Origin of the sequence: Clostridium tunisiense TJ (assembly GCF_000300195.1) — a bacterium.
Lineage (GTDB): Bacteria > Bacillota > Clostridia > Clostridiales > Clostridiaceae > Clostridium_J > Clostridium_J tunisiense.
In genome coordinates this window covers 93,219-108,339 of record NZ_AMQH01000009.1, presented here as the reverse complement: position 1 = coordinate 108,339, position 15,121 = coordinate 93,219, and the positions used below count along the sequence as shown (strand labels likewise).

Annotated in this window: 15 protein-coding genes; 13 read left to right on the top strand and 2 right to left on the bottom strand. The window is 32.1% G+C overall.

Translation table 11 applies throughout. From position 1 onward, the window contains the following. The first annotated feature begins 12 nt into the window (after window positions 1–12). The 7 genes from C661_RS0108375 (at window position 13) to C661_RS0108345 (ending at window position 8,016) form a co-directional block, all read left to right on the top strand. A complete protein-coding gene (locus C661_RS0108375; protein ID WP_017414863.1) occupies window positions 13–2,475 on the top strand; it encodes a glutathionylspermidine synthase family protein in 2,463 nt (820 codons plus the stop codon). 96 nt (window positions 2,476–2,571) lie between these two features. Then, window positions 2,572–2,751 (top strand): hypothetical protein, encoded by a 180-nt coding sequence (locus C661_RS0108370; protein ID WP_017414862.1) that lies wholly within the window; start codon window positions 2,572–2,574, stop codon window positions 2,749–2,751. A gap of 87 nt (window positions 2,752–2,838) precedes the next feature. Then, entirely contained in the window at window positions 2,839–3,048 is a 210-nt protein-coding gene (locus C661_RS0108365) for a DUF350 domain-containing protein (RefSeq protein ID WP_017414861.1), read from the top strand. Window positions 3,049–3,534: 486 nt separating this feature from the next. Continuing rightward, entirely contained in the window at window positions 3,535–5,373 is a 1,839-nt protein-coding gene (locus C661_RS0108360; protein WP_017414860.1) for an ABC transporter ATP-binding protein, read from the top strand. Then, entirely contained in the window at window positions 5,374–7,164 is a 1,791-nt protein-coding gene (locus C661_RS0108355) for an ABC transporter ATP-binding protein (protein ID WP_017414859.1), read from the top strand. Window positions 7,165–7,246: 82 nt separating this feature from the next. Continuing rightward, window positions 7,247–7,474, top strand: coding sequence for a PF20097 family protein (locus tag C661_RS21520; protein ID WP_017414858.1), 228 nt, complete (start codon window positions 7,247–7,249; stop codon window positions 7,472–7,474). A gap of 2 nt (window positions 7,475–7,476) precedes the next feature. Continuing rightward, complete coding sequence (locus C661_RS0108345) at window positions 7,477–8,016, top strand: hypothetical protein (RefSeq protein ID WP_017414857.1); 540 nt, start codon at window positions 7,477–7,479, stop codon at window positions 8,014–8,016. A gap of 295 nt (window positions 8,017–8,311) precedes the next feature. On the opposite strand, the gene C661_RS0108340 is transcribed toward C661_RS0108345, so the two are convergent. Beyond that, window positions 8,312–9,487 carry a class I SAM-dependent rRNA methyltransferase gene (locus C661_RS0108340; protein WP_017414856.1) on the bottom strand — a complete coding sequence of 392 codons (1,176 nt, stop codon included), beginning with the start codon at window positions 9,485–9,487 and terminating at the stop codon, window positions 8,312–8,314. Window positions 9,488–9,668: 181 nt separating this feature from the next. Then, the gene (locus C661_RS22705) at window positions 9,669–10,190 is read right to left on the bottom strand and encodes a DUF6241 domain-containing protein (protein ID WP_017414855.1); all 522 of its coding nucleotides are present in this window, start codon (window positions 10,188–10,190) and stop codon (window positions 9,669–9,671) included. Window positions 10,191–10,602: 412 nt separating this feature from the next. On the opposite strand from C661_RS22705, the gene C661_RS0108330 reads away from it, so the two are divergent. The 6 genes from C661_RS0108330 to C661_RS0108305 all read left to right on the top strand — a co-directional run bounded on the left by C661_RS0108330 (window position 10,603) and on the right by C661_RS0108305 (window position 15,120). Then, window positions 10,603–11,070, top strand: a complete 468-nt coding sequence (locus tag C661_RS0108330; protein WP_017414854.1) for a hypothetical protein — start codon at window positions 10,603–10,605, stop codon at window positions 11,068–11,070. A 32-nt stretch (window positions 11,071–11,102) separates the two neighbouring features. After that, complete coding sequence (locus tag C661_RS0108325) at window positions 11,103–11,309, top strand: hypothetical protein (RefSeq protein ID WP_017414853.1); 207 nt, start codon at window positions 11,103–11,105, stop codon at window positions 11,307–11,309. Window positions 11,310–11,404: 95 nt separating this feature from the next. After that, the gene (locus tag C661_RS0108320; protein ID WP_017414852.1) at window positions 11,405–11,965 is read left to right on the top strand and encodes an NUDIX hydrolase; all 561 of its coding nucleotides are present in this window, start codon (window positions 11,405–11,407) and stop codon (window positions 11,963–11,965) included. A 104-nt stretch (window positions 11,966–12,069) separates the two neighbouring features. Then, entirely contained in the window at window positions 12,070–12,267 is a 198-nt protein-coding gene (locus C661_RS0108315) for a hypothetical protein (protein WP_017414851.1), read from the top strand. Window positions 12,268–12,748: 481 nt separating this feature from the next. Then, window positions 12,749–14,548 (top strand): ribosomal protection-like ABC-F family protein, encoded by a 1,800-nt coding sequence (gene abc-f, locus C661_RS0108310; RefSeq protein WP_017414850.1) that lies wholly within the window; start codon window positions 12,749–12,751, stop codon window positions 14,546–14,548. Window positions 14,549–14,913: 365 nt separating this feature from the next. Continuing rightward, complete coding sequence (locus tag C661_RS0108305) at window positions 14,914–15,120, top strand: DUF1648 domain-containing protein (RefSeq protein WP_017414849.1); 207 nt, start codon at window positions 14,914–14,916, stop codon at window positions 15,118–15,120. Window position 15,121 lies beyond the last annotated feature (1 nt).

Here is a 15,121-nt window from a genome sequence, read left to right as displayed (position 1 = left end):
AAGAGAAGTTATATGATAGACCAAAAAAAATTTACTGAAGAGGTATTATTTAATTATTATATGGTTAGCAACAATTCAGAAGAAAGTGTTCATTGTCAGATACCTTTTTATATTGAAAAACAATGCTACGATGACATGGTTTATTACTCTGAGCAGGTTAATAAAATTGCCTTGAAGGTGTTAGCAGATATAAATAGTCATCATAAAAGCTTTATTTCTTATATTGATGATTTTCCTTTTAAGGAAGAAATTTTAAGTTTAAGTTGTGGAGTTTCACCTCTGTTTTGGACTAGGTTTGATACCTTTAGGGATGAAGACAATAGGGTGTTTTTTGCAGAGTTTAATTATGATAAGCCTTGTGCTCAAAAGGAAATAGGGCTTGCAGGAGCTGCTGATATTAAAAATAATGCAAATGAAAACTTTGAAGAAAATTTTGTAAGGGAACTTAAAAAAATAGCTGAAGACTTAAAGGGAACAGAGGAAAAAGTTAATGTGGCGGTACTTATGGACCCTTGCCACTATGAGGAGTTTCACTTAGCTTTTTATTTTAACAGCCTATTTAAAGATAGTAACATTAAAATAATTGAAGCAGGGCCTAAGAACTTTTCAGTAAGGGATAATAAAGTTTATGCCTTTGAGGAAATAGAAGCCCACATTATTTTAAGACTTTTTCCTACAGAATACCTTTATGAAGTAAATGACTTTGAGAAAATTCTTCAGTGTTTTGAAAAGGGAACTGTGACTTTAATCAATGACCCTAGAGTTATTGCTATTCAGGCAAAGAGTTTTTTTGCTTATCTTTGGGAGCTGGTGGAGGGAGATTCCCCCTGGTTATCTAAAGAAGAAAAGGAAATTATAAGAAAGTCCATACCATATACAGTTATATTTACAAAAGATTATTATGAGGAAGTAATAAACAATAAGGATAAGTATGTAGTTAAGGCTTCCTTTGGAAGATACAGTGGAGAAGTTTATATTGGGAAATTATATACTGTGGAGCAGTGGAAAAAGCAAGTTCAAGAAGTATTAAAGTCTGATAAGCTGCATATTCTTCAGCAGGTAATCCACATAAAACAAGAGTACACCTATTATGTGGATCAAAATAACATGAATGTGCCAATCAAGGCCTATGGAAATTTTGGGGCTTATATCATTAAGGAGACTTTGGCAGGACTATGTGTTAGATGGAGCTCAGATTTCTTAACAGATAACAGTAGCACTTGGATGTGCCCCATTGGAATTAAACCTTCTAGGACCCATATGGAGTACTATAAGGGGAATAATAGAAAGCCTCTATGGGATAAGGTTATTGAAAGAGCTACCTTTGAATATAACTTCACAGGAGCTTATGATAATACTGAGGAGTATATATCATTAGATAGCTTTATTTTAGATAGGTCTGCCTATGCAGAGCTTCAACAGGCATCTATTAAGTTTTGCAAGGTTTTAGATAAAACTTCAAAGCTTATAAAGGGAAACTTTCACATGTTTTTTGAACTTCTTGGTATCCCTGAAGGCTTAAAGGAAGTGGTTTTAAACTCAGAAACAGAGGAGTTTTGTGCCATAGGAAGAATAGACTTTGCCATTGATAATGATGGAAGACTTAAAATCTTTGAATTTAACTCTGAAACCCCAGCAGGTCTTGTGGAGAGCATAGGAATCAGCAACATAATAAAAGAGGAACTAGAGCTTCCTTACAAAGACCCAAACTCTAACTTTAAAGAGGATATTAAAAATATTCTTAGTAAAATTTTAGTGGACTTTTCTAAGAAAAAACCTATTAAAAATATTGGATTTTTAAGCAGTAGCTATTATGAAGATTTATATACTACAAATATTGTAAGTGAGTTTTGTAAGGAGCTGGGAGAATATAAGATTATAACAGGAAATATATATGATTTAGAAGTTAAGGATGACAAGTTATATCTTTATGGAACCCCTTTGGATGCAATCTATAGATACTTTCCTTTAGATTGGTTTGAAGAGGAAGAAGAGTTAAAACCTTGCATTAAGGCTTTAAATAAAAACACCTTTGTAATAAATCCAACACATACTCTTATAACTCAATCAAAGGCAATGTTTGCTGTGATTTATGAGCTAATGGGAAAAGGTTTTTACACACCAGAGGAAGAAGAGTTTATAGTTAGGTACATCCCCTACACTTGTCTAGAGCCTAATGAAAACCTTTCGAGGGATTGCGTAGTTAAGCCTTACCTATCTAGAGAGGGAAAGGGAGTAATTTTAAGCTATGAAGGTATTGAAAAGACCATAGAAGATGTAATTTTTCAAGATAGGGTAAATATTTCACCTGTAGAGATTAATAAATATTATTACCTAAAGAAGGAGAAAGCCTATGGATTTCCTGTAGTAGGGGTTTATGTTACAGGGATGAAGCCTTCAGGAATATATACAAGAATTGGGGACTTTGTAACCAACTCCTCAGCTAAGTTTATGGCAACTTATATAAATGAATAAATAGAGTAAGCAATGACAAATCGGCAGGTAAGAAAGTTGTGTCATAAGAGTAGGAAATTACGGAGATTATTTTTAAATTTGTAGGGGGAAAATGTTGTGAAAATATGGCAAAGACGTTTAATAGGAATATCTATAGTTCCGATTATTTGGGGGATATGGGCTGATTTAAGATTTGGTAAAATTTCCTCATTTATTACAAGAGTAATTGTTGTGATTTTAATTGGATTTTTAATAGGAGCTGTTTATGAAAAAATAAAATCAAGTATTACTTCGTAATGTTCATAAATTACGAATAACAGCAGTAGAACTTATAAAGAAAAGCTATTTAAATATAAATATTAATTATTTTAGGAGGTATAAATCATGGAAGGTTTATTAAATGGGATAGTTTTAAGTGTAGTTTACGGTATTTTAGGAATGGTATTACTAATTGGGGGCTATGTATTATTTGATGTAATATTAAAATCCATAGACTTCAATGAAGAGCTAAAAAATAAGAACGTAGCTGTAGCTATAGTTATTGCTGGATTTATGATAGCAATAGGAATTATTATTGCAAGTGTAGTATCTTAAGAAAATAGCACTACTTTATTATCAGTTATATCAAAGTAAATTAAGAAGAGCTGAAGAACCAGATTTACGTTAACACGTATAATGGAGCTTCAGCTTTTTAGTTATAGAAAAATGTGAAATATATCTTAAGTATTAAGATGAAGACACAGAGAAGGACTGTGGTTCAAAGTACTAAAGGGGTTCTATAATTATTACAAAGATGGTATAATTTTACTATGGGTAAAGGTGGAAATTAAGCTTATATGTAAATTATTAAAAGTTACTCTTGGGGACTATTGCCTAAGAATTTTAGAGTTACACTTGAAAGTCTATAGTTGTAATTAGGAAGTTAAGCACTTTGTTTGGGGAACACAGCTTAGCTTAATAATTAATTAGATGGTCAAATGTAGCATTTAATATTTTAGGCTTGCTAAGGAAAGTGATTTAGAATAATAAGTATATAGGTTACCTTGAAATAACAAGCAGTATTAAATAGGGGGATATTATATGGGGGAAGACAAGTTTAAGAAAAACAAAGAAGAGAAGAAAAGAAGTACTTTTACTAATTTAAAATTCCTAATCTCAAAAGCATGGACTACTGATAAATCCTTATTTTGGGACTTTGGTTGCTATACATTGATGACTGCAGTAGCACCTTTTATAGGAATTTTTATACCTAAGTTTTTAATTGATGAATTAATGGGGTCTAAAAGAACAGAAGTTTTAATTTTAATCCTTGGAGGATTTTTTCTTTTATCAGCTATTATAAATTACCTAACAGCATACTTTTATGGAGCTTACTATCCTAAGGTGATAGTAACAAGGTTTAAGTTTATTAATATGATGCAGGAAAAATGTATGAATATGGACTTTAGGCATACAGAAAATCCTGATACCTTAAATAACATGGAAAGTGCAGAGAGAGCAATTAGCAGTAGTGGCACAGGAATTGAGGGGATTTACCATAAGCTCTTTGGATTATTAGGGGCTGGAATTTCCTTTTTAGGCTATGTAGCAATTGTTGCCGTGCTAAATCCCTTTGTGCTTTTATATTTGATTTTTAATGTTTTAATAACTTACTTTTTAACCTTAAAGGTTAAGACTTTTGAACATAGTAAAAAGGATGAGATTTCGGACAAGGATAGAAGAGCTGAGTACATTTATAAAACCATGTATGATTTTTCTTATGGGAAGGATATAAGAATATACAAGCTAGGAAGTTGGCTTTCAAATAAGTTTCAGCAGTTTAAGGATGAAGGGGTAAAAATTCAAAGAAAGATTAAGTATAAGTATTTTAAAGTAGGAGTAGTAGAGGTGCTACTACTTCTACTCCGTGAAGGAATAATTTATGGATATTTAATTTATAGAGTTGTAAGAGGTAATATGACCATTGGGGATTTCACCATGTATTTTGCTACCATTAGTGGCTTTGCTATGTGGATGCAGAAGGTGATGGCAGATTTAGCTTTTATCAGGTCACAAAATTTATATCTTAATGATTTCCGTGACTTCTTAGAATTAGATGATGAAAAAGAAAATCCAAACCCTGTGGAAATTCCTAAAAATAACTCTTATGAAATAGAGTTTAGAAATGTTTCCTTTAAGTATCCACACAGTGATAGATATATCTACAAAAATCTTAGTTTTACTATAAAGGCAGGACAAAGACTTGCTATTGTAGGGGTAAACGGAGCTGGGAAGACTACTTTTGTAAAGCTTCTAACAAGGCTTTATGACCCTACTGAGGGAGAGATACTTATAAATGGAATTAATATTAAAGAGTTTAATAAAAAGGAGTACAATAGGCTGTTTTCAGTGGTATTTCAAGAAATAAGGATGTTTGCCTTCTCTGTGGCTGAAAATATAGCTCTAACTACAAAGGATAACCTTGATGAAGAAAGGGTTATGGAGGCCATAGAAAAAGCAGGGATGGGGGACAAGGTTAGAAGTCTTAAAAAGGGAATTCACACCACTTTATTAAAGTTTCTTGATACTGAGGGAGTGGAGCTTTCAGGGGGAGAAAATCAAAAGTTGGCCCTAGCTAGAGCTATTTACAAAGATGGAGATATTATAGTTTTAGATGAGCCTACCGCAGCCCTTGATGCTTTAGCGGAATATAACATTTATAAGGGTTTTAATGATTTAGTTGGAGAAAAAACTGCAATTTATATTTCTCATAGGCTTGCTAGCACTCGCTTTTGTGATGTGATTGCCTTCTTTGAGGATGGAGAAGTAAAAGAGTATGGTACCCACGAGGAGCTTTTAGCTAAGAGTGGAAGATATGCAGAAATGTTTAATATTCAAGCCCATTATTATCAAGAAGAAGCTGAACAGGAGGTGGTTTAAGTGGAAGATGCAAAGGGATTAAAAATGGATTTTAAAATAGCTGTTCACTTTTTAAGAATCGCTTCGAAGATATCAAAAACCTATATTCCACTTTTGTTTCTATCCTCAATTTTAAAAGCTATAACACCTTTTATTAATATCATTATGCCAAAGTTTATAATAGATGAGCTAATGGGGCAGCAAAGAATAGATAAGTTTATTCTTTTAGTTACTATAATTGTAGCAACTAATGGAGTAATGAATTTGATTAATAAGTGGTTAGATACTGTGGTTGAAATAAAAAATATTCAGGTAGTAAATGGCTTTGAACTCCGTCTTGGGAAAAGAATTATGGACATGGATTTTGAAAAAATTGAAGACCCACAGGTGCTGGATTTAAAGGATAGGGCCTTATTTCCTATCAGAAATCAAGGCGTTTTAGAGCGGATGATAAGAAGTGTTATAGATGCAGTATCTCAAGTTATTGCCATATTAGGTCTAGTGGCGGTAATATCCACCCTAAATATCTTAATAATTCTCGTTATTGTAGGGATAGTTTTCTTAAACTCCTTTATATATAAAAAGTCACAGCAGGTTCAATATAAGTTTTATCAGGAGTTAACACCTTTAAATAGGCAGTTTTTATACTATGGAGATATAACCTTAGATTTCTCCATGGCAAAGGATATTAGAATTTATAATATAAGCCCTCTTATTATGGATAAAGTAGGGGATTACAATAAAGTAAGCATTGGAGGCTTTGGAAAGTTATTTGGAACCATAGGAAAGTTTGAGGGGTTAAATTCCATAAGTGTGCAGGTGCAGATGGTAGTGGTTTATGCCTACATGACCTATAAGGTCTTGAGAAATCACATTGGTATTGGAAGTTTTACTATGTATGTAAGTGCTGCTACTAGTTTTAGCAATGCTATAGCCGGCTTTTTAAAAACATATGTTGAATTTAGAGCTATGTGTAGATACTTAGATTTATATTTAGAGCTAGAAGCAATAAAATCTTCAAAGCCTGTAGGTGGAAGAACCATTGAGGATTTAGAGCATTGCACAGTGGAATTTAAAGGTGTTTCTTTTAAATATCCAAGAAGCCAGGAGTATACTCTTAAAAATATATCTATGACCATAAATAAAGGGGGAAAACTTTCAGTGGTTGGACTTAATGGGGCAGGGAAAACTACCTTCATTAAGTTGTTAGCCAGATTATATGAGCCCACGGAAGGTGAAATTCTTCTTAATGGAGTAAATGTGAAGGAATATGATTATGAGGAATACATGAAGCTTTTATCTGTGGTTTTCCAAGACTTTAAGCTTATGGCTTTCTCTGTAAAGGAAAATATAGCCTTAGAGCATCATGAGGAAATTGAAGATAATAGAGTTTTAGGAGCTCTTTGCAAAGCTGGGCTTGAGGAAGATATAGAAAGACTTCCTTTAGGAATAAAAACTTCAATTTATAAAACCTTTGATGAAAAGGGAATAGAATTCTCAGGAGGGCAAGCTCAAAAGATTGCTATAGCTAGGGCAATCTTTAAGGATGCACCTATAGTAATTTTAGATGAGCCAACAGCAGCCCTTGACCCTCTTGCAGAGTTTGAAATTTATAGTAAATTCAATGAGCTTATAGGGGATAAAACTACCATTTATATTTCTCACAGGCTGTCTAGTTGTAAGTTCTGTGATAGAATTGCGGTGTTTCATAAGGGAGAGCTTACTCAAGTGGGAACCCATGAGGAGCTTATAAACCAAAGTGGAAGCCAGTATGAACTTATGTATTCTGCTCAAGCTCAATATTATGTGTAGGAAAATTATAATAAGGTCTATGAGCATTAATAAATAAGATGAGTAAGCTTAAGAAGCAGTTAATTATATTGGGGGTGCGGTTATGATATGTCCATATTGCAACCAAGAAATGAAGGAAGGTATTATTGAAGCAGATGGAAGGAAGAGCGTAATTTGGGTGGAAAAAGATAAGAAAAGAGGACTAATTTCTAAAATAATGAAAAGAGATTGCATAGTTTTAGCTCAAGCATGGATAGTTAACAGTGCAATTATCTCTTATTATTGTTATAACTGTGAGAAGATAATCATTAACAGAAAGGAGTTACATTAATTATGGGGAATTTACAATTTAACATGAAAGCTAAGCTGTCAATAATTATTATAGGGTTAATTTTGTTTTCGTCACTAACACTTATGTCTATAGCAAGAAAAGACCCAGGGGAGAAAAATTTAATTAAGTTCATTAATAGTCATTATACTGTTACTAGTGAAGACATAGATAGATTTAATAAATATCAAGAACAGGGAATTACTGAAGAATATTTGGAGCAGTTCGATAAAGAAGCTGAGGACATGAAAGGCCTTTTTACAAAAGGAGGTTTTAATTTTTATACTCAGGAGAGAATGCGTTTTGCTACCACTATAAAACCAGCCTCAATGGATACTCTTGTTCAGGTGAAAAATATTAAACCTAAATTTATAAAGATACAAGACGACGGTATACTAAGCTATGATGTTACTTTTACTATAGTTACAAAGAATAGAAAAGAAAACGAAGAGTTTGAGAAAACCATTACTAAGAGATTCTTTCTGTCAAAGGAAGGTAATCAGTGGAAAGTTAACGAATTTAACAAGTTTGATATGATTATGTAATTTGGATTTAAATTTAGAATTGAGCTAATAGACACTGGCGAATATAAGGTAGAAGCCCCTGCTAGAATAATTAAAACTAGCAGGGGCTTTATTTTGGCTTTCAAAGTAAAAGTATAGTTCAATTCTACAAAAATATAAGGAACTGACATAGATTAATGTACAAGTTAAAAGTTCACTTATATATTATAGGGAACCAGAGTTAAAACTTACCTTATACATGAGTCCTACCCTGGTTCCCTTAAGGCTTTTTGAACCTGAATAAATTAAACTTTCACTAAGAAAGCCAATAATTAAACTAAACAACTTGGAATATGTAAAACTTTAAGTAGTAAGATTCATCACTGTTCCAAAGAATTGGATGGTCTGGTGACTGAGTTTTAAATTCTACTTGCCTTAAGGAAACTCTTGCGTCCCTTGCAGCATCTGCAATGGTTTCCTTGAATAAATCTGGATTCATAAAGTGAGAGCAAGAACAAGTTATAAAGTATCCACCTCTTTTAACTAGCTTCATTCCTCTAAGATTAATTTCTTTGTATCCTCTTGTAGCGCTTTGTACTGTAGAACGAGATTTTGTGAAGGCTGGTGGGTCAAGAATAACCACATCAAACTCTTTGCCTTCCTTTGACCATTCTCTAAGTACATCAAAGGCATTGTGACACTCAAATTTTACTGTATCTTGAAGTCCATTAAGCTCTGCATTTTTTCTGCAAAAATCCACTGCATGTTCAGAAATATCTACGCCAAGGACAGCTTTTGCTCCAGCAACCCCAGCATTTAGTGCAAATGAACCAGTGTGAGTAAAGCAATCTAGAACAGTAGCATCCTTACAAAGTTTGTGAATAGCTGCTCTGTTTTCCTTTTGATCAAGGAAGAATCCTGTCTTTTGGCCATTTTCGATATCTACATAATATTTAACTCCATTTTCAGCGATTGTAACCATGGTATCAAAAGGCTCTGTTAAGAATCCTTTTGATTGTTCCATACCCTCAAGTTCTCTAACCTTAGCATCACTTCTCTCATAAACACCCTTAGCGCCAAAGTCCTCTACAAGAAGCTTAACTACTATATCTTTGTATTTATCTATTCCAAGAGCTAGAGATTGAATAACATAGTAGTCTTCGAATTTATCAATGATAAGACCGGGAACAAAGTCTGCTTCTCCAAATAGAAATCTACAGCTAGAAGTATCCACTACCTTTTTCCTATACTCCCAAGCTGCGTGAAGTCTTTTTCTAAAAAATTCTTCATCTATTTCTTCATTGATATCTCTAGTCATGATTCTTATAGTAATCTTAGAAACATCATTTATGTAACCTTTTCCTATGAAATCTCCTCTAAAGTTATAAACTTCAACTATATCACCATTTTGGTATTCACCGTCATACTGCTCTATTTCTGTAGTATAAATCCAAAGATGTCCGTTCTCTGCATTTTTTCCTTTTCCTTTGTATAAATAAAATTTACATGCCATTGTAGCGCCTCCTGAATATATATGAAATACCTGTTAGTATTTTTAACTATTTTGACTTATTCTAGTATAATGATATGAAGGTTATATTGCAAATAAAATTTTTTGGCATAGGATCATTAAAATTTTAGCAGTAAAACAGAGTTTTTGTTTCTTAAAGTAAAAAAAGCCTAGAAAAGGCTTTTTAACTAGGATTCATACTTGCAATAGTTTCTTTTACTGCGTCTTCATTAACGCTTGCGGCTTTTCCTATAGTGCCGCCAAGAAGTTTCCAAACTTTATTATGATCCTCAACAGCGGTACTAAAGTCCCCGCCATTCCACTTGTTTAAAATTGCTATAAGCTCTTCCTTATGAGAGGAAGTGCAATTATTAATAGCACTAATAAGCCCAGTTATTTTGTCTTTAGTAATTTTCTCTTTTCCCCATATTTGACCATCTACAGGTACTATTAAAGTGTTAGCCATGGAATGCATAGCATTAAGAATTTCCTCTTCGCTTTTAAGCGCTGACATGCTTTGGGATTCAGTAGAAGACTCTACAGGTGGCTCTGAACTTTGCTGTTCTGTAGTTTTAGTTTCTGCTTTTTTATTTTCGATAATACCTAAAAGGTCATTGGAACCAAAATCATAAGCCTTCCAAATAAGCAATCCCCCAAGTATTACCACCAAAAAACCAATAATTAAATTTCTTGTATTCTTACTCATAAAATTCTCCCCTCAGAAGTTAGACTAAATATATTGAAAAATCCATTTAAGTTATGGATAAAAGTCACATTAGTAACAAGAAACCCCTAGATTTATACTAGAAAAATGGAGTATTAATAATATTATTACATGTTGGTAGTAGTTTTACAATATTTGTAAGGAAAAATGTTGTAAAATTCTATAAATTTAACAAATAAACTTATATAAAGGTATTTCAGTTGTAATGAGCAATAAGTTTAATTGCTTTCGTAATTAGAGATATAAATTTATTAAATACACTAGAAAAAGTAAATTGATTTTACCTCAAATTAAAAAAGTATGTTACAATATATGTAGTAAATAGGAAAATTAGTAATAAAATTTGAAAAAATTTCTCATTATTGAATAATATAAGTAAGAGGGGTTGGGTTCATTGATAAAACAAAGATATCCGGGCTTAATAGTATTAGGAATTTTTACGTTATATTATATAATTGCAGGAATATTAGGTTACGGAGTGTTACATTTAATAAATATAGCTTTTGTTATGTATTGTAATATAATGGGTTTTATCTGTATTTATAAGGTTATTAAAAAAAATGGTACCATATTAACTAAGGGAGTCATTACTATAGCAATAGCACTTATACTATGTTTTGGAGATTTTATTGTTTGGTGGGGAACTTACTATGAGCATTACGAAGTGTTTAATAATAAAATATTAATCATTGAAGTGGTTCCTGTTGGGTGGCATCATACTCGCGTAAAATTGTATAGACCAAAGTTTTTAGTTTACAAGGAGCCACTAGAAATTAAAGAAGAAATGCTTAAGGGTTCATGTGATGTATATAAATTAGGCTACTATAAACTACCTATAGATGTTGGGGATTATTTAAAATAATTGGATTAATAATTTTGAGGGGGTTATGGGAAATGACGCGTTTTACTATGAATGTTATAGTCATTGCAATACCTATTTATCTATTTTATCTTTTTATAAAGTTCACGGTAAAGCGTGCTATAAAAGAAAGCTCAGATGAGCTAAAGAAAATGATGAGAGAGGTTGCCAATGAAACCATAGAGCAATATGAATGGAACAAGCATAATGAAGAGAAGAAAAGTGAAAGTGAAAAAGCTTAAACAGGTTAAACTAAGGCACACTATGACCTCAATGCAAACATAGTGCAAGTGATGAGAGTATGTAATGTTACTTACGGATGAGTTGGAGTGATAAAATGAACTGGATTGAAGAAATAAAAACCTATAAACCCTATACTGAACAAGAAAAAAGAGATAGGGAAATAATTTTAGAAACAATAGATAGATTTAAGAACATACTAACTAGAGAAAATGGTCTTGCCCACATTACAAGTTCTTCCTTTGTGCTAAATAAAAGTGGAGATAAAGTCCTCATGATATATCATAATATATATAATTCTTGGGCATGGACAGGTGGTCATGCTGACGGAGAGGATGACTTGTTAGGGGTTGCTTTAAAAGAGACAAAGGAAGAGACGGGAATTAAAAGTGTGGAGCCTGTTGTTAAGGACATCTTTTCTTTAGATATTATGCCAGTGCTAGGTCATATGAAAAAAGGGAAATATGTGTCTGCACACCTGCACTTAAATGTTACTTATTTGCTTCAAGGAGATGAATCTGAAGCTTTAGTAATCAAAGAGGATGAGAATAGTGGCGTTAAATGGATTCCTCTTGAGGAAATCAGCAATCATTGCAGTGAGCCTTATGTTGAGGAAATCTATAATAAGATAATTAAAAAGATGAGAAGCACATTATAATAAAATTTTGTTAACTAGTATTTATATGAAAGTAGAAATAAAGTAAACAAAAAAGGTATATAATTAAAGTAGTGGGTATACTTACTGAGAAAGGGGAATTTATTATGAGAGATATATTACCTAACATTATACTTATGTTGCTTGGGGCAGCTATTATTTTGGTGGAAAACATTTTTGAGTTTGATGGTACTTTAGGGTGGCTTACTATACTTGTAGGCCTTATATTTATAGGTGCAGGTGTTCTGTACAAATCTAAGAATCCATTAAAACAGCTGCTTGAAATGATTTTAAATCTTTTTTAACTAAGTAGTTGAAATTAACAAAATAGTGTGATAATATTTATTTAATGCTACTATAAAATAGTTTTCGAAGGGAGAAAGACATGTATAATTTGTTTTTAACTAAATAACCTAATTGAATATGGGAGTTTAGAGGATAAATATGTAAAATAATTTCCAGGGAAATTATTTGTATTTTTGTTGTCTTTTAAACTTGTTGTTAGTTAAGAACAATAGTAAAGTCTGAATAACCTTTAGTTTACTGTGTGTTGTCACAGTTTTTTTATGCGCTTTTTTAGGCTGTTAGTGGACTATGTTCATTGACAGCCTTTTTGCGTAGATTTTTAGGAAGGTTCTTAACTATAAGTAGTCTAATTTAAGACTTAACCTATAAGTGAAGTCTACAATGGTGCACTTAAGGCTTCCTCAAGGTTAATAAAACAAGCTTTTACCATGGAAGCCGATAAAAGCTTAATTTTTTTATGAATAATGGAGCGTGATATATATGACAGTACTATTTAGTTGCAGTAAAGTTAAAAAAGAGTTTGGAGAAACTACTATTTTAAAAGATATAAATTTTGAAGTTGTGGAAGGGGATAGAGTAGCTGTAGTTGGAATAAATGGAGCAGGAAAAACCACTATGGCTAATATCATATATGGAACTTTAGGTATGGATGGAGGAAGCATTCTTTGGTATAAGAAGGATATAGAAATTGGATATTTACATCAACAAGGTAATTATTCCCATAAAACCTTTCAGGATACTAAGAAGGATAATTTCAGCAATAAGGGTGAAGATATAAATTTCAAAGAAGATTTTTATCAAATATCCAGTGAACTTGGAATGGAGAAGGTAAGTCAGTGGGAAGAAGAAAGACTTTCTAATTTAAGTGGTGGAGAGAAAATGAAGATTGCCCTAGCTAATATTTGGGCCTTGAATCCGGATTTTCTTATTCTTGATGAGCCTACTAACCATTTAGATTATGGAGGAGTTCAGTGGCTTATTCAGGAGCTTAAAAAGTATAGAGGAACCATTTTAATCATATCTCATGATAGGTATTTTCTTGATGAGAGTGTAAATAAGATAATTGAAGTAAAGGATGGAAAAGCAGAAATCTATAAGGGAAACTACAGCTTTTATAGAGAAGAAAAGCAGAGAAGATATGAAAGTCAGCTTCATCAGTATCAAATACAAGAAAGTATGAAGGAGGCTATTAGAGGAGAAATTGATAGATTAGGCAATTGGTCAGATAAAGCTCATAGGGATTCTAGAAAAAAAGAGCAATTAGGAATTGGAAAGAAAGAGTACTTTAGAAAGAAGGCTAAGAAGAAAGATAAGCAGATAAAATCGAAAATTAAAAGGTTAGAGAAAATAGATGTAACTGGAATTGATAAACCTAAGGAAGATAAGAAAATTAATTTTGGCTTTCAAGAGGCTAGCCTAAAGGGGAGAAGAATAATAGAAGGTAAGTCCATGGAAAAAACTTATGGAAATAGACAGCTTTTTAGTCATAGTTCTTTTTATGTGAAAAGGGGAGAAAAGGTAGGTATTTTTGGAGATAATGGCTGTGGGAAGACCACCTTTTTAAAGATTTTATTAGGAGACGAAACCTTAGATAAGGGAGAGATTTTTATAAGCTCCTCAGTAGGAAAAGGATATTTAAGTCAGGAGACTCTTGATGTAGATAAATCAATGAAGGTTATAGACTTATTCAACTTTATATCAAGAGCAGAGCAGGGTAAAATAAGGACCCTTTTAGCTAACATGGGCTTTGATGAAAAAATGATAAATAAGCCTGTTGGAACTTTAAGCCTTGGAGAGCTTACTAGAGTTCGGATGACAAAGCTTATATTAAACAATGAGGAGTTACTAATCCTAGATGAACCATTAAACCACTTAGATATCTATAGCAGAGAAAAGCTTGAAGAAGCATTATTAGATTACAATGGAACTATTCTTGTAGTATCACATGATAGATACATGCTGCAAAATCTTTGTGATGTACTTTTAGTATTTAAGGATAATAAAATAATTAGAGTTAATGGAAGTGCTAAGGAATATTTAGAAGGATTAGATAAAGCTACACAAGGTAACTCAGAAGTGAAGGAAAATAAAATAAGTAAGGAAAATCAAGAAGAAAACATACTTAAGGAGAGGAAAATTAAAGAGGAAAAGCTTATTATTGAAAATGAGATAGCTTTTGTTTTAGGGGAGTTCTCTAAGTATGCATTTGGTTCTAAAGAGTATGAAGAATTAGATAAGAAATTTAAGGAGCTTATAGAACAACGAAAAAGGTTCAGCTGACTTTAAAGGACTAATTTCCAATACTTTGTACTCAGAGTCAATAGGAAAAAATTAAAGCTATGATAGTAATATTTTAATTTATAATATTAGTGCAGTTGAATTAAGACTTACAAAGTAAAAATCCTAGAAGAAGCCATACCTTTACCTAGGGTTTTCTTTATACAGCTCGGAAGTGTGGAAAAAGTTACCTGTAAGTTCATAAAGAAAATTTTGTAGAATAGTTGGATTTAATAAGATTTTAATGAACTTATTGTTAATTTATGGTATAATGTACATAATTTTATATAACTTACGGAATTTACAGATTATTAATGTACATTTTTGAGTATGGTGAATATTATATAAAAGCACTGGAGGTAAATATTTTGAAGTTTAATAAAAGGGATATATTTGTACTAGCTATACCAATAGTAATTGCAGCTATAGCTTATGGATTTTTACCATCACAAATACCAAGGCAATTTGGCTTTGATGGCAAGGTAAATTCCTATATGAATAAGGAATTTATTTTTCTATTGGCATTACTACCCTATGTAGTGTTTAAATCTCATGAAATAAAACATAAAAAATAAA

What these genes read in the sequence shown, in the direction of transcription:
- C661_RS0108345 (WP_017414857.1), top strand. Translation starts at nt 7,477, where the DNA reads ATGGGGAATTTACAATTTAACATGAAAGCTAAGCTGTCAATAATTATT.
- C661_RS0108320 (WP_017414852.1), top strand. Translation starts at nt 11,405, where the DNA reads ATGAACTGGATTGAAGAAATAAAAACCTATAAACCCTATACTGAACAA.
- C661_RS0108325 (WP_017414853.1), top strand. Translation starts at nt 11,103, where the DNA reads ATGACGCGTTTTACTATGAATGTTATAGTCATTGCAATACCTATTTAT.
- C661_RS21520 (WP_017414858.1), top strand. Translation starts at nt 7,247, where the DNA reads ATGATATGTCCATATTGCAACCAAGAAATGAAGGAAGGTATTATTGAA.
- C661_RS22705 (WP_017414855.1), bottom strand. Translation starts at nt 10,190, where the DNA reads ATGAGTAAGAATACAAGAAATTTAATTATTGGTTTTTTGGTGGTAATA.
- C661_RS0108340 (WP_017414856.1), bottom strand. Translation starts at nt 9,487, where the DNA reads ATGGCATGTAAATTTTATTTATACAAAGGAAAAGGAAAAAATGCAGAG.
- C661_RS0108375 (WP_017414863.1), top strand. Translation starts at nt 13, where the DNA reads ATGATAGACCAAAAAAAATTTACTGAAGAGGTATTATTTAATTATTAT.
- C661_RS0108315 (WP_017414851.1), top strand. Translation starts at nt 12,070, where the DNA reads ATGAGAGATATATTACCTAACATTATACTTATGTTGCTTGGGGCAGCT.
- abc-f (WP_017414850.1), top strand. Translation starts at nt 12,749, where the DNA reads ATGACAGTACTATTTAGTTGCAGTAAAGTTAAAAAAGAGTTTGGAGAA.
- C661_RS0108365 (WP_017414861.1), top strand. Translation starts at nt 2,839, where the DNA reads ATGGAAGGTTTATTAAATGGGATAGTTTTAAGTGTAGTTTACGGTATT.
- C661_RS0108360 (WP_017414860.1), top strand. Translation starts at nt 3,535, where the DNA reads ATGGGGGAAGACAAGTTTAAGAAAAACAAAGAAGAGAAGAAAAGAAGT.